Origin of the sequence: Streptomyces sp. NBC_00045, from assembly GCF_045041095.1 — a bacterium.
Lineage (GTDB): Bacteria > Actinomycetota > Actinomycetes > Streptomycetales > Streptomycetaceae > Streptomyces.
In genome coordinates, this window is the sequence record NZ_CP108271.1 from 5,751,357 (window position 1) to 5,769,042 (window position 17,686).

The window sequence follows — 17,686 nt, forward strand, 5'->3', positions numbered from 1 at the left end:
CTGACATGCAGGAGCACGTGGTGATCGAAGAAATCCTCCTTGAGGCCGAGGAGAAGATGGAGAAGGCCGTCGTCGTCGCCAAGGAAGACTTTGCGGCGATCCGCACCGGTCGTGCGCACCCGGCGATGTTCAACAAGATCGTGGCGGACTACTACGGCGCCATCACTCCCATCAACCAGCTCGCGTCCTTCGCGGTGCCCGAGCCGCGCATGGCGATCGTGACGCCGTTCGACGCGTCCGCGCTGCGCAACATCGAGCAGGCAATCCGCGACTCCGACCTCGGTGTCAACCCGAGCAACGACGGCCGCATCATCCGAGTGACCTTCCCCGAGCTGACGCAGGACCGTCGCAAGGAGTACATCAAGGTCGCGAAGAACAAGGCCGAAGACTCTAAGGTCTCCATCCGTTCCGTGCGCCGCAAGGCCAAGGACGCCCTCGACAAGCTCGTCAAGGACAAGGAGGCCGGCGAGGACGAGGTGCGTCGCGCCGAGAAGGAGCTCGACGACACCACCGCGAAGTACGTCGCGCAGGTGGACGAGCTGCTCAAGCACAAGGAAGCCGAGCTGCTCGAAGTCTGATGAACGACTCTCCCTGGGCCACGGAGCCGGTTCCGGCGGGTCCCGCATACGATGCGCTGGTGGGCCCGCACACTCGGCCCATGCCCATCGTGCCCGATGCCGCCGGCCGTGACTTCGACGACCGGGAAGCACGCGATCGAGGGGCCGCCGCCGACGGCGGCCCCCCGTTCCGCGCCGAGACGCCGCCGCAGGAGCCCATGCCCAGCCCCCCGCCCCCGCCCTCGCAGGCACCGCAGGACGCCTCGCCCCCGCCGCAGAAGAAGCGGGCCGGCCGAGACCTGCGTGCCGCCATAGGGGTCGGTGTCGGCCTCGGTGCGGTGATCTTCGCTTCGCTGTTCATCGTCAAGGCGGTCTTCGTCGGCGTGATCGTCGTCGCGGTCGTCGTGGGCCTGTGGGAGCTCACCTCCCGGCTCCAGGAGAAGAAGGGCGTCAAGGCGCCGCTCGTCCCGCTCGCGGTCGGTGGCGCCGCCATGGTCATCGCCGGATACGTCCGGGGGGCCGAGGGCGCCTGGGTGGCGATGGCCCTGACCGCTCTGGCGGTCCTGGTCTGGCGGATGACCGAACCGCCCGAGGACTACCTCAAGGACGTCACGGCGGGCGTCTTCGCGGCGTTCTACGTGCCGTTCCTCGCCACCTTCGTCGCGATGCTGCTCACCGCGGACGACGGCCCGCAGCGCGTGGTCACCTTCCTGCTCCTGACCGTGGTCAGCGACACCGGGGCCTATGCGGTGGGCTGGCGCTTCGGCAAGCACAAGCTGGCCCCGCGCATCAGCCCCGGCAAGACCCGCGAGGGACTGTTCGGCGCGGTGGCCTTCGCGATGGCGGCCGGCGCGCTGTGCATGGAGTACCTGATCGACGGGGGCGCCTGGTGGCAGGGCCTGCTGCTCGGTCTCGCCGTCGCGGTCAGCGCCACGCTGGGCGACCTCGGTGAGTCGATGATCAAGCGGGACCTGGGCATCAAGGACATGGGCACGCTGCTGCCGGGTCACGGCGGCATCATGGACCGGCTCGACTCCCTGCTCCCGACCGCCCCGGTGGTGTGGCTGCTGCTCGCGGCCTTCGTCGGAACGGGCTGAAACCGGGCTCCGCGGCTTCCGGCCGGCGGGCGGTTCACCAGGGCAACCCCGCTGAGCAGGGACGACGTACGTCTGAAGGCTTTGGGTGGGTCCGGGCGGTTACTCTTGAAAGGCGCGCTGCTTCTGCGGCGCGCCTTTCGTCTTACAAGGAGTACCAGCCATGGCCCGCCCTGTCCCGGGAGAGCTCACCTTCGTCGCCCCCCGCGGAGCGAAGAAGCCGCCCCGGCATCTCGCCGACCTCACGCCCGAGGAGCGCCGGGAGGCCGTGGCCGCGATCGGCGAGAAGCCGTTCCGGGCCAAGCAGCTCTCGCAGCACTACTTCGCCCGGTACGCGCACGACCCGGCCGAGTGGACCGACATTCCGGCGGCGTCCCGCGAGAAGCTCCAGGCGGAGCTGCTGCCCGAGCTGATGAACGTCATCCGGCACATCTCGTGCGACGACGACACCACCCGCAAGACCCTGTGGAAGCTGCACGACGGCACGCTCGTCGAGTCCGTGCTGATGCGCTACCCCGACCGGGTCACCATGTGCATCTCCTCGCAGGCCGGCTGCGGCATGAACTGCCCGTTCTGCGCCACCGGCCAGGCGGGCCTGGACCGGAACCTGTCGACCGCCGAGATCGTCCACCAGATCGTCGACGGCATGCGCGCGCTGCGCGACGGCGAGGTCCCCGGCGGGCCGGCCCGTCTGTCGAACATCGTCTTCATGGGCATGGGCGAGCCCCTCGCCAACTACAAGCGGGTCGTCGGCGCCATCCGCCGCCTCACCGACCCCGAGCCCGACGGCCTGGGTCTGTCGCAGCGCGGCATCACCGTCTCCACCGTCGGCCTGGTCCCGGCGATGCTGCGGTTCGCCGACGAGGGCTTCAAGTGCCGCCTCGCGGTCTCGCTGCACGCGCCCGACGACGAGCTGCGCGACACCCTCGTCCCGGTGAACACGCGCTGGAACGTCCGCGAGGTCCTCGATGCGGCGTGGGAGTACGCCGAGAAGTCCGGCCGGCGGATCTCCATCGAGTACGCCCTGATCCGCGACATCAACGACCAGGCCTGGCGCGGCGACCTCCTGGGCCGGCTGCTCAAGGGCAAGCGCGTCCACGTCAACCTGATCCCGTTGAACCCGACGCCGGGCTCGAAATGGACCGCGTCGCGCCCCGAGGACGAGAAGGCCTTCGTGGAGGCCATCGCCCGCCACGGCGTGCCGGTGACCGTCCGTGACACCCGTGGCCAGGAGATCGACGGTGCCTGCGGTCAGCTCGCCGCGAGCGAGCGGTAGGCTGGCAGGCGTACATCTGCATATTCCGACAGGGGAGCGCCACAGCGCTGAGAGTGCGGCAACCGTCAGGCCGCAGACCCTCTGAACCTCGCCCAGGTCATTCTGGGTAGGAAGTTCGGTCACCACCTCAAGCTGTTGCGCCCTGCCCGGGCGTCCCGCTCCCTTTTCGAGCGCCCGGGCAGGGCCGCGTCTTCTCCTGGTCAACCCAGGAGGAATGTCTACGTGAGCACCACCAAGAAGATCGCGGGTGCGGCGCTGGCCGCCGCCCTCGGCGTGAGCACGCTCGCCGCGTGCGGCGGCGGTAAGAAGGACGAGGGTTCCGCCGCGAGCGGATCCCCGAAGTCCAAGACCGTCACGCTCGTCTCCCACGACTCCTTCAACGTGACCGACACGGTCCTCAAGGAGTTCGAGCAGCAGAGCGGCTACACCGTGAAGGTCCTGAAGTCCGGGGACGCGGGCGCCGCCCTCAACCAGGAGATCCTCACGAAGGGCTCCCCGCGCGGCGACGTCTTCTTCGGCGTGGACAACACGCTCCTCTCGCGCGCCCTCGACAACGGCATCTTCACGCCGTACGAGTCCAAGGGCCTGGCCGACGTGAAGCCCGAGTTCGTTCTCGACAAGGAGCACCGGGTCACCCCGATCGACTCCGGCGACATCTGCGTCAACTACGACAAGGCGTACTTCGCCGACAAGAAGCTCGCCCCGCCGCAGACGCTGGACGACCTGGTCAAGCCGGAGTACAAGAACCTTCTGGTCACCGAGAACGCGGCGACCTCCTCGCCGGGCCTCGGCTTCCTCCTCGCCTCCGTCGGCAAGTACGGCGAGGACGGCTGGAAGGACTACTGGACCAAGCTCAAGGCCAACGGCGTCGAGGTCGTCGACGGCTGGGAGCAGGCCTACAACCAGCGCTTCTCGGGCTCCGCGGGCGGCAAGAAGGCCAAGGGCGACCGCCCGCTGGTCGTCTCCTACGCCTCCAGCCCGCCGGCCGAGGTCCTGTACGGCGAGCCGCAGCCGGCGGAGGCCCCCACGGGCGTCGCCACCGGCACCTGTTTCCGCCAGGTCGAGTTCGCGGGCCTGCTCAAGGGCGCGAAGAACGAGGAGGGCGGCAAGGCGCTCATCGACTTCCTGGTGAGCAAGAAGTTCCAGGAGGACATGCCGCTCCAGATGTTCGTGAATCCGGTGACCAAGGACGCGAAGCTGCCGGAGCTGTTCACGAAGCACGGCGTGGTCGTGGAGAAGCCGGAGACGGTCGCTCCGGAGACCATCGCCAAGAACCGTGAGCAGTGGGTCAAGGCATGGTCCTCGCTCGTCGTGAAGTAGGACGCGAGAGCACTCCCGTGAAGGAGGGCGTGCGCGCCACGGCCGTCAGGCTCGCCCTGATGGCCGTGCCGCTCGCCTTCTTCGCGCTGTTCTTCGCCTACCCCGTCGCCGCGATCGTCGGCCGCGGGATCAAGACCGACGAGGGATGGCAGTTCGGCCGGATCGGCGAGGTGCTGACCCGGCCGGACATCGCCGACGTGCTCTGGTTCACCACCTGGCAGGCGTGCGCGTCCACGGCGCTCACGCTCCTGATCGCACTCCCCGGCGCGTACGTCTTCGCGCGCTTCGAGTTCCCCGGCAAGCAGCTGCTGCGGGCCGTGGTCACGGTCCCGTTCGTGCTGCCAACGGTGGTGGTCGGCACCGCCTTCCTGGCGCTGGTCGGGCAGGGCGGGCTGCTGGACGAGCTGTGGGGCGTCCGGCTGGACACCACCGTGTGGGCGATCCTGCTCGCGCACGTCTTCTTCAACTACGCCGTCGTCGTACGGACGGTCGGCGGGCTCTGGGCGCAGCTGGACCCGCGCCAGGAGGAGGCCGCCCGGGTGCTGGGCGCCGGGCGGTTCGCCGCCTGGCGGCGGGTGACGCTGCCCGCGCTCGGCCCGGCGGTGGCCGCGGCCTCGCTGATGGTGTTCCTGTTCACGTTCACCTCCTTCGGCGTCGTGCAGATCCTGGGCGGGCCCTCGTACGCCACCCTGGAGGTGGAGGTCTACCGGCAGACCGCGCAGCTGCTGGACCTGCCGACGGCCGCCGTCCTGACGATGGTGCAGTTCGTCGCGGTGGGCCTGATCCTCGGCATCCACGCCTGGACCGTGCGCCGGCGGGAGACCGCCCTGCGGCTGGTGGACCCGGCGCGGACCGCGCACCGGCCGAGCGGTCCGGGGCAGCGCGCCCTTCTGGGCGGGGTGCTGCTGACGGTGGCGCTGCTGATCGTGGCCCCGCTGGTGGTCCTGGTGGAGCGCTCCCTCGACGCGCCCGGCGGCTACGGGTTCGGCTTCTACCGGGCGCTCCAGGACGCGGGCGCCGGTGGCGGAACGTTTCTGGTGCCACCGCTGGAAGCGGTCTGGAACTCCCTGCAGTACGCGCTCGCCGCCACCGCCATCGCCCTGCTGATCGGGGGGCTCGCGGCCGCGGCACTGACCCGGCGCGGGGGCAGGTTCGTGCGCGGGTTCGACGCGCTGCTGATGCTTCCGCTCGGGGTGTCGGCGGTGACCGTCGGCTTCGGGTTCCTGATCACCCTGGACGAGCCGCCGCTGGACCTGCGGACCTCGTGGATCCTGGTGCCGCTCGCGCAGGCGCTGGTGGGCGTGCCGTTCGTCGTACGGACCATGCTGCCGGTGCTGCGCGCCGTGGACGGGCGGCTGCGCGAGGCCGCCGCCGTGCTCGGCGCCTCCCCGCTGCGGGCCTGGCGGGAGGTGGACCTGCCGCTGGTGCGGCGGGCGCTGCTGATCGCGGCCGGATTCGCCTTCGCCGTCTCGCTCGGCGAGTTCGGCGCGACCGTGTTCATCGCCCGGCCCGACCGCCCCACGCTGCCGGTGGCCGTGGCCCGGCTCCTGGGGCGGGCCGGCGAGATGAACTACGGGCAGGCCATGGCCCTGAGCACGATTCTGATGCTGGTGTGCGCGGTGTCCCTGCTGGTGCTGGAGCGACTGCGCCCCGACAAGACCTCGGGAGAGTTCTGATGACGTTGCTCGAACTGGCCGGGGTGTCGGTCCGCTTCGGCGAGCGTGCCGTCGTCGACGCGGTGGACCTCGCGGTCGCCGAGCACGAGGTCGTGTGCGTCCTCGGACCGAGCGGCAGCGGAAAGTCCACGCTGCTGCGGGTGGTGGCCGGGCTCCAGCCGGTCTCGGCCGGACGGGTCCTGCTGGGCGGGGCGGACCAGGCGCGGGTGCCGGCACACCGGCGCGGGGTCGGCCTGATGTTCCAGGACCACCAGCTGTTCCCGCACCGGGACGTGGGCGGGAACGTCGCGTTCGGGCTGCGCGTACGGGGCTCTGCCCGGAAGTCGTACGAGGCACAGGTCGCGCAGCTGCTGGAGCTGGTCGGGCTCCCCGGGGCCCAAGGCCGCTCGGTGGCCTCGCTGTCGGGCGGCGAGCAGCAGCGGGTCGCGTTGGCACGGGCCCTCGCCCCCTCGCCGAGGCTGCTGATGCTGGACGAGCCGCTGGGACAGCTGGACCGGGGGCTGCGCGAGCGGCTGGTGGTGGAGCTGCAGGGGCTGTTCTCCCGGCTCGGGACCACGGTGCTGGCCGTCACCCACGACCAGGGCGAGGCCTTCGCCCTGGCCGACAGGGTGGTGGTGATGCGGGACGGGCGGATCGCACAGGCCGGGACCCCGCTGGAGGTCTGGCAGCAGCCGGCCTCGGAGTTCGTGGCGCGCTTCCTCGGCTTCGAGAACGTGGTCCCGGCGACGGTCGCGGGCGGGGCCGCGGCGACGGCCTGGGGCAAGGTACCGGTGCCGGCCGGGTCCCCGGAGGGCGAGCGGCGCATCCTGATCCGCCCGGCGGGCGTGGTGCTCGCGGCCGCCGGTCTGCGCTGCGAGGTGCTCGCCCGCACCTTCCGCGGCACGCACGTCGCGCTGCGCCTCCGGCCGGAGGCGGGGCCCGTGCTGGAGGCCGAGTGCGGGCTGGCCGGGGCCCCGGCCGTGGGCGAGCGGGTCGCGGTGTCCTTCACTCCGGCCGAGGTGGTCGTCCTCCCGGCGCGGTGAGCGTCCCGCTCAGCCGGCCGGGACCGGCTGCGGGGCGGGGGCGTCGGCTTCGGCGCCGTCGTGGTTGCCGTACCAGGCGACGGCGACCGCGCCCGTGACGGCGAGGACGAAGCCGAGGACCGCCAGCCATGCCAGGCCCGGCCGGGAGGCGTCGCCCAGCCACAGGACGCCGATGGCGCCGGGCAGGACGGTTTCGCCCACCACCAGCGCGGCCGTCGCACCGTTCACCGAGCCGATCTGGAGGGCGACCGTGTGCAGGTACATGCCACCGACGCCGGCCAGCACGATGGCGTACAGGGCCGGGTCGGTGAGCAGCGTGCCCAGGTCGAACGGGTCGATCCCGTCGAGGATGCGGACGCCGACGCCCAGTGCGCCGAAGGCCAGGCCCGACAGCAGGCCCGCCAGGATCGCGGCCCGGGCGCCCAGCAGCCGGACGGCCACCGTGCCACCGGCGATGATCAGCAGGGTCACGGCGAACAGCCACCAGTGCGTGGACATCGGGGCGTGGTGGCCGCCTTCGTGGCCGGCGGCCGTCGCCAGCAGCACCAGCGCCGCGCAGACGACCCCGATCGAGGTCCATTCCTTGCGGGTCAGCCGGATGCCCAGCATCTTGACGCTGAGCACGGCCGTGATCACCAGATTGGCGCTGATCACGGTCTGGGAGAGGAAGAGCGGCAGCAGCCGGGCGGCCAGCGCGCCCAACCCGAAGCCTACGAAGTCCAGGATGGTGCCGACGATGAACTCCCAGGTCATCGCCGCCTTCGCAGTGGAGGACAGGTTCGGGCCGCCGTGCGCGGTCACGCCCGCGGCGGCCGGGGACGTCCGGGCCGCCCGGCGCGATCCCACGGCTTGCAGCACCGACCCCGTGCCGTAGCAGATGGACGCCGCGATCGCGGTCAGCAGGCCTATGAGCACCGAGGGCTCCGTTCACGTCTGGCAGGTTTTTGCGTTTTGATTACCTATGGCAGACGTGCGAACGGGCCGGGAAGTTGCCTCGGGCCGCCCTTCATTTCACCAGGGGGTCACTTCATCGAGTCGAGCACGGCGGGCACCTCGTCCACCGAGTCGACCAGCGCGATCCGCGACGCCATCCCGCGGCCGCGCGCCAGAGCCTGGAGCAACGGCCACGCCGGCAGGTGCTCGGTCCAGTGCGTCCGCCCGACCAACACCATCGGCGTCGGCTCGCCCCGCGACTCGTAGTAGTTCGGCGTCGCGTTGTCGAAGATCTCCTGGAGGGTGCCCGCGGCGCCCGGCAGGAACACGACGCCCGCGTTGGAACGGGCGAGCAGCCCGTCCTCCCGGGTGGCGTTCGCGAAGTACTTGGCGATGTGGCCGGCGAAGGCGTTCGGCGGCTCGTGCCCGTAGAACCAGGTCGGGATCCCCACCGAGTCGCCGCCGGACGGCCAGCGCTCCCGCACGGTGAACGCCGCCCGCGCCCAGTCGGACACCGACGGCACGAAGGACGGAGCCTTGGCCAGGATCTCCAGGGCCTCCGCGAGGGCCTCGTCAGGGGCCGGCGCCAGGTAGGCGCCGAGGTTGGCCGCCTCCATCGCGCCCGGGCCGCCGCCGGTGGCCACCGTCAGCCCGGACCGGGCCAGCTCGCGGCCGAGCTCCGCAGCGCCCTGGTAGTCCAGAGCGCCGCGGGCCATCGCGTGGCCGCCCATGACGCCCACGACCCGGGCGCCGGCGAGGTGCTCGTCGAGGCCGTCGGAGATCGCGTCGTCGTGGACGGAGCGCAGCATCGAGGAGAAGACGTCGCCGTCGGCCTTCGTCTCCTGGAACCAGGCGTACGACTGGGCGTCAGGGGTGGCCTCGTAGCCGCCGGACAGTCCCGTGAACAGCTCGTCAGCGGTGTAGAGCAGGCCGCGGTACGGATTGAACGGCAGGTCCGGCACCGGCGGGAAGACGAGCGCGCCGTCGGCGCGCACCTTCGCCGAGGCGTCGGGCTCCATCGCGCAGCCCAGGAAGACGGCCGCGGAGGTGTCGGCGGACAGCAGGGCGAACGTGCGCTCCAGCAGGTTGACCGACTGGATCCGGTAGCCGCTGAGCGAGCCACGGGCCGCGACCTGGTCGAATTCGGCGAGCGTCTCGATCTCGATGTCTGCGTTGACCATTCGGCCCACACTAAGGGCTGCCCGTGTCAGCGGGTCAACGCCAGCGACGTCAGCTGTGCCACACCCCACACGATCGGCCCGCACACGGCCACCAGCGCGGTGGCCCGCACCACCACGGTCGTACGCAGGACAGAGCCCGGAGTTCCGAGGTCACGCAGGGTCCGGCGGGTGGCGGAGCGGTCCTGTCGGACCTCCACGGCGCACGTGAGCAAGGTCGCAGCCGTGCACAGCAGGACCAGGGCGCAGGCGGGAGCGGTGAGCGGGCCCAGCGGGACGGCGAGTGCGCCCCGGCCGTGCAGGGCCACGGCGGTGAGGACGCCCGCGCCGACCGCGCACAGCACCCCGATCGGACGGCCGAGCCGCGGCGCGTCCTCCTGGAGGGCCCGCCCGGCCAGGAGCCGCACGGCGCCCGGGCGGACGGCCTGGACCAGGGCCCCGCAGGCGTAGGCCAGTCCCGGGCCGGCGAGGGAGAGTCCGACGGCGGTGAGGGCCCAGCCGGCCGGCATCCCGGCGCCGCCGAGGCCCGCGTACGCCTCGACGGCCAGTCCGCAGGCGGTGACCGCGATGCCCCAGGGCAGGGCCGTCTGCGGGGCCAGCGGAGGGTGCGGGCGCAGGGCGAGGGCCGTGGCGACGCAGGCCGCCAGCGGGACCAGCGCCACCAGAGTGAGGGCGGCCGCCACGGGCAGCGGCCGGTCGGCGTGCAGGAGTCCGGCCCCGGCTCCGTCGAAGGGCAGGCCGGCGAGGTCGCCCCGCAGGTGCAGGAAGGCGGCCAGGGCCAGCGCGCTCCCCAGGGTGCACGCGATGGCGGTGGAGAGCGCCGCGACGAGCATGATCCGTACGGGGCCCAGCCCGACGGCGTCCAGCCCTTCCCGGGGCCGGGTCGCGGGGTCGGTCCGGGCGACGGCCACCGCGAACTGCACGGTGACGGCGAGCGGGACCATGGCCCACAGCAGACGCGGGAACGATCCGGCAGGCCGGGCCGTGGCCCCGGCGAGCACGTACAGCAGCAGGAACCCGGTGCCCGCGCAGGCGGCGGCGACCAGGAGCCGGCGCACCTGGACGAGCGGCCGGGAGCCGCGGGCTAGGCGGAGAGCGAGCACGCGGCCTGGCCTCCAGGACTCTCCTCGGGCGGATCGCCGGCGCCGCGCACGCCGACGGCGGGCGCGGCCGCGGCGGGGTGGCCGTCGAGCAGCGCGACCCGGCGGTCGGCGACGGCCGCGGTCTCCTCGTCATGGGTGGCCAGCAGCACGGTGATCCCGTGCGAGCGGGCCGCGGTGGTGAGCGCACGGAGCAGCAGCGCGCACTCGGCGCGGTGCAGCGGGGCGGTGGGTTCGTCGGCGAAGACGACGGCGGGCTCGTTGACGAGGGCCCGGGCGAGGGCGACCCGCTGGGATTCGGCGCGGGTCAGGGCGCCCGGGCGTTTGCGGGCGAACGCGCCGATGTCGAGCCGGTCCAGCCAATCGCAGGCGGCGGCCTTGGCGGTGCGGTGGGAGGCGCCTGCGACCAGCAGGGGCAGGGCCGCGTTCTCCCACACCTTGAGCTCGGGCAGCAGCAGGGGGTCGGGGCCGATCCAGCCGAACCGGTCGCGGCGCAGCCGTTCGCGGGCCACGGCGCCCATGGTGTGGACGGGCACGCTGTTGAACCAGATCTCGCCCTGCTCGGGGACCAGGTGGCCGGCCAGGCAGCGCAGCAGGGTGGTCTTTCCGCTGCCGCGCGGGCCGGTCAGGGCCAGGATCTCGCTCTGGCGGACGCCGACCGAGACTCCGATGAGGCCGGGTGAACCTCCCCCAGACTTCGTCCGTGGGGACCCCCAGTGGGAGTAGTGAACGGACCGGGCCCAGAGCACGTCGTTGTCCGGTGGGGCGTTGTCCGGTGGAGCCACCATGGCGTACACCTCCGTCCGGGGGAACGAAGCAGAGCCGGTTCGGTCACTGGCGCCGCACTGAGATGTAAAGAGATGAACGTCTTGGATGGTGACAGCACACGGCCCGGACCCCCGCGTTCTCACTCGAACGGGCGATCCGGGCCGTGTGGTTCGGACTGTTTGCTGCTCTTTACAGCTTGGTCCAGGCCTCGGCGAGCACCGAGCGCAGGATGCCTTCGATCTCGTCGAAGGTGCCCTGGTCCGCGATCAGCGGCGGGGCCAGCTGGATGACCGGGTCGCCACGGTCGTCGGCACGGCAGTACAGGCCGTTGTCGAAGAGCGCCTTGGAGAGGAAGCCGTAGAGCACGCGCTCGGTCTCCTCGTCCGTGAAGGACTCCTTGGTGACCTTGTCCTTGACGAGCTCGATGCCGTAGAAGAAGCCGTTGCCGCGGACGTCGCCGACGATCGGCAGGTCGTGCAGCTTCTGCAGCGTCTTGAGGAAGGAGCCCTCGTTGTCCAGCACGTGCTGGTTGAGGCCTTCCTTGTCGAAGATGTCGAGGTTGGCGATCGCCACCGCGGAGGACACCGGGTGTCCGCCGAAGGTGTAGCCGTGCAGGAAGGTGTTGTCACCCTTGTAGAACGGCTCGGCGAGGCGGTCCGAGATGATGCAGGCACCGATCGGGGAGTAGCCCGAGGTCATGCCCTTGGCGCAGGTGATCATGTCCGGGACGTAGTCGAACTTGTCGCAGGCGAACATCGTGCCGAGACGGCCGAAGGCGCAGATCGTCTCGTCGGAGACGAGGAGCACGTCGTACTCGTCGCAGATCTCGCGGACCCGCTGGAAGTACCCGGGCGGCGGCGGGAAGCAGCCGCCCGCGTTCTGCACCGGCTCCAGGAAGACGGCGGCGACGGTGTCGGCGCCCTCGAAGAGGATCTGCTGCTCGATCTGGTCGGCGCACCAGCGGCCGAAGGCCTCGGGGTCGTCGCCGTAGATCGGGGCACGGTAGATGTTGGTGTTCGGCACCTTGTGCGCGCCCGGGACCAGCGGCTCGAAGGGGGCCTTCAGGGCCGGCAGACCGGTGATGGACAGGGCGCCCTGCGGGGTGCCGTGGTAGGCGACCGCACGCGAGATGACCTTGTACTTGGTGTGCTTGCCCTGCAGCTTGAAGTACTGCTTGGCGAGCTTCCACGCGGTCTCGACGGCCTCGCCGCCACCGGTGGTGAAGAAGACCTTGTTCAGGTCGCCGGGCGCGTAGTGGGCGAGGCGCTCGGCCAGCTCGACGGCCTTGGGGTGCGCGTACGACCACACGGGGAAGAACGCGAGTTCCTGGGCCTGCTTGTAGGCGACCTCGGCCAGTTCCTTGCGGCCGTGACCGGCGTTGACCACGAACAGTCCGGCGAGACCGTCCAGGTAGCGCTTGCCCTTGTCGTCGAAGATGTAGGTGCCCTCACCCCGCACGATGGTGGGGACGGGGGAGTTCTCGTACGACGACATGCGGGTGAAGTGCATCCACAGGTGGTCGTACGCGGTCTTGGAGAGGTCCTGGCTCACGGGCTATCGAGTTCCCCACATGTAGGTCTGCTTCTTCAGCTTCAGATAAACGAAGCTTTCGGTTGATCGCACGCCGGGGAGCGCGCGGATCTTCTTGTTGATCGTCTCCAGTAGGTGGTCGTCGTCCTCGCAGACGATCTCCACCATCAGGTCGAACGAGCCCGCGGTCATGACCACGTACTCGCACTCGGCCATCTGGGTCAGTGCGTCGGCCACCGGGTCGAGGTCTCCCTCGACGTTGATGCCGACCATGGCCTGGCGTCGCAGGCCCACGGTGAGCGGGTCGGTGACGGCGACGATCTGCATGACGCCCTGGTCGAGCAGCTTCTGCACGCGCTGGCGCACGGCTGCCTCCGACAGGCCCACGGCCTTGCCGATCGCTGCGTAGGGACGGCGACCGTCCTCCTGCAGTTGCTCGATGATCGCCAGGGACACAGCATCGACCGAAGGGGACGGTTGTCTGTTCCTGGAATCTGCGCTTCGACTGACCACGACCTCACTGTGCACGAGGAGTCGTCTGTTCCGCAAGACGGAATCGATGAAATCCGTTGTTTGAGGTCTTGGATCTCACTGATTTCGTAGTTGGTGGTGTCCGGCCCTGCCGAAAGCATCCGCCTTGGGGCTAGGATTGGGATTCGTCTCAATCGTTGGACATGTGATCAGGAGTGTGGCTGGAGTGACCACCGAACTGCGTCGTCTGCGCAACTACATCGGCGGAGAGTTCAAGGACGCCGCCGACGGGCGGACCACCGAGGTGGTCAACCCCGCCACCGGCGAGGTGTACGCCACCGCCCCGCTCTCCGGCCAGGCCGATGTCGACGCCGCCATGGCCGCCGCCGCGGCCGCCTTCCCGGGCTGGCGCGACACCACCCCCGCGGAGCGCCAGAAGGCCCTGCTGAAGATCGCGGACGCCTTCGAGGCGCGCGCGGACGAGCTCGTGGCCGCCGAGTCCGAGAACACCGGCAAGCCGCTGGGCCTCACGGCCAGCGAGGAGCTCCCCCCGATGGTGGACCAGATCCGCTTCTTCGCGGGTGCGGCCCGTCTCCTGGAGGGCCGCTCGGCCGGCGAGTACATGGAAGGGATGACCTCGATCATCCGCCGCGAGCCGGTCGGCGTGTGCGCCCAGGTCGCGCCGTGGAACTACCCGATGATGATGGCGGTGTGGAAGTTCGCCCCGGCCATCGCCGCCGGCAACACCGTGGTGCTCAAGCCCTCGGACACCACCCCCGCCTCCACCGTCCTGATGGCGGAGATCATCGACTCCGTCCTGCCCAAGGGCGTCTTCAACGTCGTGTGCGGCGACCGCGAGACCGGCAAGGCCATGGTCGAGCACTCCACCCCGGCGATGGCCTCCATCACCGGCTCGGTGCGCGCCGGCATGCAGGTCGCCGAGAGCGCCTCGAAGGACGTCAAGCGCGTCCACCTGGAGCTCGGCGGCAAGGCCCCGGTCGTGGTCTTCCAGGACGCCGACATCGCCAAGGCCGTCGAGGACATCGCGGTCGCCGGCTACTTCAACGCCGGCCAGGACTGCACCGCGGCGACCCGCGTGCTCGTGCACGAGTCCATCCACGACGAGTTCGTGACTGCCCTCGCCAAGGCCGCGGCCGACACCAAGACCGGCCAGCCGGACGACGAGGACGTGCTCTACGGTCCGCTGAACAACCCGAACCAGCTCAAGCAGGTCGCCGGCTTCATCGAGCGCCTCCCCGCCCACGCCAAGGTCGAGGCGGGCGGCCACCAGGTCGGCGACAAGGGCTACTTCTACGCCCCGACCGTGGTCTCGGGCCTCAAGCAGGACGACGAGATCATCCAGAACGAGGTCTTCGGCCCCGTCATCACCGTCCAGTCCTTCACGGACGAGGCCCAGGCCCTGGAGTACGCGAACGGCGTCGAGTTCGCCCTCGCCTCCTCCGTGTGGACCAAGGACCACGGCCGCGCGATGCGCATGTCCAAGAACCTCGACTTCGGCTGCGTGTGGATCAACACCCACATCCCGCTCGTCGCCGAGATGCCCCACGGCGGCTTCAAGAAGTCCGGCTACGGCAAGGACCTCTCCGCCTACGGCTTCGAGGACTACACCCGCATCAAGCACGTGATGACCTCGCTCGACGGCTGATCGTTCCCCGCGGAGATCACATCGATCATCCAAGGGGCTTGAGGGGGCGGGCAGTAGACAATGTGTCTATTGCCCGCCCTCTTCCCGTCCCCGAGGCTTTGCCCATGCCTGAACTCGCCTTCTCCCGCCGCGCGGCGCTGCGCGGCCTCGGTGCCGCCGGCCTGTTCGCGGCCCTCACCGGCTGCGGTGTGCCCGCCGCGTTCGTCCCCGAGGACCGGCGGGGAGGCCCGGACCGCTCCGACCGGGACAAGCGGGTCGCCTTCTCCAACTGGCCGCTGTACATCGACACCGATGACGAGGACGAGGAGCGCCGGCCCACGCTGGACGCCTTCACGGAGAAGACCGGCATCGAGGTCCGGTACACCGAGGAGATCAACGACAACGACGAGTTCTTCGGCAAGGTCAGCCCGGCCCTGATGAACCACCAGGAGACCGGTCACGACCTGGTGGTGGTCAGCGACTGGATGGCCGCCCGCTTCGTCCACCTGGGCTGGGCCCAGAAGATGGACCGCTCGGCGCAGCCCAACGTGGCCGCCCACCTGGACCCGCAGCTGCGGTCCCCGGCCTTCGACGAAGGCCGCCTCCACACCGTCCCGTGGCAGTCGGGGATCACCGGCATCGCCTACAACCGCAAGGCGCTGGGCCGGGAGATCAAGTCCGTCAAGGACCTGTGGCACCCGGACCTGGCCGGCAAGGTCACGCTCTTCTCCGGCCTGGACGAGTCCTTCGCCCTCCTGATGCAGGGCAACGGCGTGGACGTCACCCGGTGGACCGAGTCCGACTTCCACCGGATGTGCGACCAGGTGGAGAGCATGGTGAAGAAGAGGCACATCCGACGCTTCACCGGCAACGACTACACCTCCGATCTGAGCAAGGGGGACGTCCTGGCTTGCCAGGCGTACTCCGGCGACGCCATCCAGCTCCAAGCCGACAACCCCGACATCGAGTTCGTGGTCCCGGAGGAGGGCGCCGAGCTCTGGGCCGAGAGCCTGCTCGTCCCCAACCTGGCCCGGCACAAGGTCAACGCCGAGGCGCTGGTCGACTACTACTACGCTCCGGAGGTGGCCGCCGAACTCGCCGCGGCCGTCAACTACGTCTGCCCGGTTCCGGCCGCCCGCGAGGTCCTGGCCGGCTCCGACGACAAGGAGACCGCGCAGCTCGCCGAGAACCCGCTGATCTTCCCCGACGGGGAGATGCGCAAGCGGCTCGTCGTGGCCCGGGACATCTCCTCGGCCGAGCGCCGTTCCTTCGCCCAGCGATGGAACGCCATCGTCGGCCTCTGACCTCGGGCGGAACAGAACGATCACGGTCCCGCTACAGAACTGAACGTGTTCAGACGTTTGGCTGAACGTGTTCAGAAACAGGCGTACGCTTCCTTCCATGAGCGAGAGAAGCGCCCTTCAGCGGCGGATCCGTGCCTGGCTGGTCCTGTTCATCGTCTGCCTCGTGCTCAGCGGCCTCACTGCCTTCCCCCTGGTCAGCGAACTGCACTGGGCCAACTCCCTCGTGTCCCACACGTGGCTTCGACGGGTGGGGGACGGGCTGGAACGGGCCGACGCCGACTACCCCTTCCTCCTCTACGGCACCGACTGGCTCGCCTTCGCCCACCTGGTGATCGCGGTCTTCTTCTACGGAGTCCACCGCGACCCCGTCCGCAACATCTGGATCGTCGAAGCCGGCATGATCGCCTGCGCCGGTCTGATCCCCCTGGCCCTGATCTGCGGCCCCATCCGGGGCATCCCCTTCTGGTGGAGCGTCATCGACATGTCGTTCGGGGTCTTCGGGGTCATACCCCTGCTGGTGCTCCGCCGCATGATCAAGCGGCTTGAGGCGCTGCCGCCCGACCGCTACCTGGCGAAGGCCGCCATGACGATCCCGTAGGCCACCTTGTTCATGTCCTGCCCCTTCGCGTCGATGGAGTTGACCGAGTAGACGAGGGTGCGCGAGAGGTCGCGCGCCCCGCCGATCACGGTGCTGTAGCCGTACCGCGACCCCGTCTTGCCGTAGACCGCCGTGCCGTCGGGCAGGACGAACCGCTTCAATCCCGCGGTCTGCACGGCGTCCTCCCCGGATTCGAAGTCCTTGACCGCGGGCACCGTGAACATCTCCTCCAGCTGCGCCTTCGGCACCACCCGGCCCGAGAACAGGGCCTGGGTGAACCCCTCCAGGTCGGCGGTGGTCGATATCAGGTCCCCGGCGGCCCAGTTGGACGAGGAGTTCCAGTCGGTCACGTCCACCAGCGTGCTCCCGCCACCGGGCTTCTCCACGGCCTGGTAGCCGTGGTGGTGCGGGCCCGCCACCCCGTTCTCCCCGCGCGCCGGAACCGACGTGTGGCGCAGGCCGAGCGGCTTCAGGATCCGTGCGGACAGGGCCTGTTCGTACGTCGTGCCCGTCAGCTTCTCGATCAGCACGCCCAGGACCGTGTAATCGATGTTGAGGTAGTGCTGCTTCTCGCCCGGCCGGAACTCGGGCCCCTTCGCCACCGCTTCGGCGATCAGCGCGTGCGGATCGACCACGTCGAACCGGTGGGCGTACTGCGCCTCGAACGAATCCCCGGGCCCCTCGGCCGGCCGGATGCCGCTCGTGTAGTTCAGCAACTGCCGCACGCTGATGGGCTCGAAGCCCTTCGGCCCGGACGGCAGCAGCCCCGGCAGGTACTGCTGCACCGGCTCGTCCAGATCGACCTTGCCCTCGGCGGCCAGCTGGAGCACCAGCGCCGCCGTGAAGGTCTTCGTCACCGAACCCGCCCGGAACCGGGCATCCTCGAAGGCCTTGCGCCCGGTGCGGACATCGGCCACGCCGGAGCTCCCCACCCAGCGGCCGCTGCTACCGCCGACCCGGACCAGCGCGGCCACGGCGTCCGCGCTGTCAGGGCCGACGCCGGCGATCGCCCTGCGCAGCGCCGCCGCGTCGGGTGCGGTCGTGTACAAGGGCGGCTTCACATCGCTCGCCGATGCCGGTGCCGACGCGGTCCCCGCTGCGGTCACCGGCGCGGCATGGGCGACAACCGGTCCGGCCGCGATGCCCAGGACCAGGGCGGTGGCGATCAGTGTGCGCGTACGTACCTTCATGGCGAAATCCCCCTGATAGTCATC

General features: G+C 70.4%; 16 protein-coding genes and 1 riboswitch. Of the genes, 9 read left to right on the forward strand and 7 right to left on the reverse strand.

From position 1 onward, the window contains the following. Positions 1-20: 20 nt before the first annotated feature. From frr to OHA65_RS27160, 6 genes are all read left to right on the forward strand, one after another. Complete coding sequence (gene frr / locus OHA65_RS27135) at positions 21-578, forward strand: ribosome recycling factor (protein ID WP_243630638.1); 558 nt, start codon at positions 21-23, stop codon at positions 576-578. Continuing rightward, entirely contained in the window at positions 578-1,654 is a 1,077-nt protein-coding gene (locus tag OHA65_RS27140; protein WP_327278796.1) for a phosphatidate cytidylyltransferase, read from the forward strand. Before frr ends, OHA65_RS27140 begins: the two co-directional genes overlap by 1 nt. Before the next feature lie 160 nt (positions 1,655-1,814). Next, positions 1,815-2,927: a 23S rRNA (adenine(2503)-C(2))-methyltransferase RlmN gene (rlmN, locus tag OHA65_RS27145; protein WP_327278797.1), complete on the forward strand. Its 1,113-nt coding sequence runs from the start codon at positions 1,815-1,817 to the stop codon at positions 2,925-2,927. Between the two features lie 20 nt (positions 2,928-2,947). Continuing rightward, positions 2,948-3,058, forward strand: a riboswitch (TPP riboswitch). 91 nt (positions 3,059-3,149) lie between these two features. After that, entirely contained in the window at positions 3,150-4,247 is a 1,098-nt protein-coding gene (locus OHA65_RS27150) for a thiamine ABC transporter substrate-binding protein (RefSeq protein WP_329314648.1), read from the forward strand. A gap of 59 nt (positions 4,248-4,306) precedes the next feature. Then, positions 4,307-5,923, forward strand: a complete 1,617-nt coding sequence (locus OHA65_RS27155; RefSeq protein WP_327285805.1) for an iron ABC transporter permease — start codon at positions 4,307-4,309, stop codon at positions 5,921-5,923. After that, positions 5,923-6,945, forward strand: coding sequence for an ABC transporter ATP-binding protein (locus OHA65_RS27160; protein WP_327278799.1), 1,023 nt, complete (start codon positions 5,923-5,925; stop codon positions 6,943-6,945). The genes OHA65_RS27155 and OHA65_RS27160 overlap by 1 nt, the downstream gene beginning before the upstream one ends. Before the next feature lie 9 nt (positions 6,946-6,954). Here the strand turns inward: OHA65_RS27160 and OHA65_RS27165 are convergent, their stop codons facing one another. The 6 genes from OHA65_RS27165 to OHA65_RS27190 all read right to left on the reverse strand — a co-directional run bounded on the left by OHA65_RS27165 (position 6,955) and on the right by OHA65_RS27190 (position 12,982). Beyond that, the gene (locus OHA65_RS27165) at positions 6,955-7,860 is read right to left on the reverse strand and encodes a hypothetical protein (RefSeq protein ID WP_327278800.1); all 906 of its coding nucleotides are present in this window, start codon (positions 7,858-7,860) and stop codon (positions 6,955-6,957) included. 107 nt (positions 7,861-7,967) lie between these two features. Further along, the gene (locus tag OHA65_RS27170) at positions 7,968-9,059 is read right to left on the reverse strand and encodes an LOG family protein (RefSeq protein ID WP_327278801.1); all 1,092 of its coding nucleotides are present in this window, start codon (positions 9,057-9,059) and stop codon (positions 7,968-7,970) included. Between the two features lie 26 nt (positions 9,060-9,085). Next, positions 9,086-10,159, reverse strand: coding sequence for a hypothetical protein (locus tag OHA65_RS27175; RefSeq protein WP_327278802.1), 1,074 nt, complete (start codon positions 10,157-10,159; stop codon positions 9,086-9,088). Then, positions 10,141-10,944, reverse strand: coding sequence for an ATP-binding cassette domain-containing protein (locus tag OHA65_RS27180; RefSeq protein WP_329314649.1), 804 nt, complete (start codon positions 10,942-10,944; stop codon positions 10,141-10,143). The genes OHA65_RS27175 and OHA65_RS27180 overlap by 19 nt, the downstream gene beginning before the upstream one ends. Positions 10,945-11,113: 169 nt before the next feature. After that, a complete protein-coding gene (locus OHA65_RS27185) occupies positions 11,114-12,475 on the reverse strand; it encodes an aspartate aminotransferase family protein (RefSeq protein ID WP_328763864.1) in 1,362 nt (453 codons plus the stop codon). 3 nt (positions 12,476-12,478) lie between these two features. Continuing rightward, positions 12,479-12,982 (reverse strand): Lrp/AsnC family transcriptional regulator, encoded by a 504-nt coding sequence (locus OHA65_RS27190; protein ID WP_030298396.1) that lies wholly within the window; start codon positions 12,980-12,982, stop codon positions 12,479-12,481. A 169-nt stretch (positions 12,983-13,151) separates the two neighbouring features. On the opposite strand from OHA65_RS27190, the gene OHA65_RS27195 reads away from it, so the two are divergent. From OHA65_RS27195 to OHA65_RS27205, 3 genes are all read left to right on the forward strand, one after another. Then, entirely contained in the window at positions 13,152-14,591 is a 1,440-nt protein-coding gene (locus OHA65_RS27195) for a gamma-aminobutyraldehyde dehydrogenase (protein WP_327278804.1), read from the forward strand. Positions 14,592-14,695: 104 nt separating this feature from the next. Next, entirely contained in the window at positions 14,696-15,874 is a 1,179-nt protein-coding gene (locus OHA65_RS27200; RefSeq protein WP_327278805.1) for a spermidine/putrescine ABC transporter substrate-binding protein, read from the forward strand. Between the two features lie 97 nt (positions 15,875-15,971). Beyond that, positions 15,972-16,472 (forward strand): hypothetical protein, encoded by a 501-nt coding sequence (locus OHA65_RS27205; protein WP_328763868.1) that lies wholly within the window; start codon positions 15,972-15,974, stop codon positions 16,470-16,472. On the opposite strand, the gene OHA65_RS27210 is transcribed toward OHA65_RS27205, so the two are convergent. After that, positions 16,439-17,662: a serine hydrolase domain-containing protein gene (locus tag OHA65_RS27210; RefSeq protein WP_329314650.1), complete on the reverse strand. Its 1,224-nt coding sequence runs from the start codon at positions 17,660-17,662 to the stop codon at positions 16,439-16,441. The genes OHA65_RS27205 and OHA65_RS27210 overlap by 34 nt on opposite strands. Positions 17,663-17,686: the final 24 nt, after the last annotated feature.

What these genes read in the sequence shown, in the direction of transcription:
- OHA65_RS27140 (WP_327278796.1), top strand. Translation starts at nt 578, where the DNA reads ATGAACGACTCTCCCTGGGCCACGGAGCCGGTTCCGGCGGGTCCCGCA.
- rlmN (WP_327278797.1), top strand. Translation starts at nt 1,815, where the DNA reads ATGGCCCGCCCTGTCCCGGGAGAGCTCACCTTCGTCGCCCCCCGCGGA.
- OHA65_RS27155 (WP_327285805.1), top strand. Translation starts at nt 4,307, where the DNA reads ATGGCCGTGCCGCTCGCCTTCTTCGCGCTGTTCTTCGCCTACCCCGTC.
- OHA65_RS27160 (WP_327278799.1), top strand. Translation starts at nt 5,923, where the DNA reads ATGACGTTGCTCGAACTGGCCGGGGTGTCGGTCCGCTTCGGCGAGCGT.
- OHA65_RS27170 (WP_327278801.1), bottom strand. Translation starts at nt 9,059, where the DNA reads ATGGTCAACGCAGACATCGAGATCGAGACGCTCGCCGAATTCGACCAG.
- OHA65_RS27180 (WP_329314649.1), bottom strand. Translation starts at nt 10,944, where the DNA reads ATGGTGGCTCCACCGGACAACGCCCCACCGGACAACGACGTGCTCTGG.
- OHA65_RS27200 (WP_327278805.1), top strand. Translation starts at nt 14,696, where the DNA reads ATGCCTGAACTCGCCTTCTCCCGCCGCGCGGCGCTGCGCGGCCTCGGT.
- OHA65_RS27205 (WP_328763868.1), top strand. Translation starts at nt 15,972, where the DNA reads ATGAGCGAGAGAAGCGCCCTTCAGCGGCGGATCCGTGCCTGGCTGGTC.
- OHA65_RS27210 (WP_329314650.1), bottom strand. Translation starts at nt 17,662, where the DNA reads ATGAAGGTACGTACGCGCACACTGATCGCCACCGCCCTGGTCCTGGGC.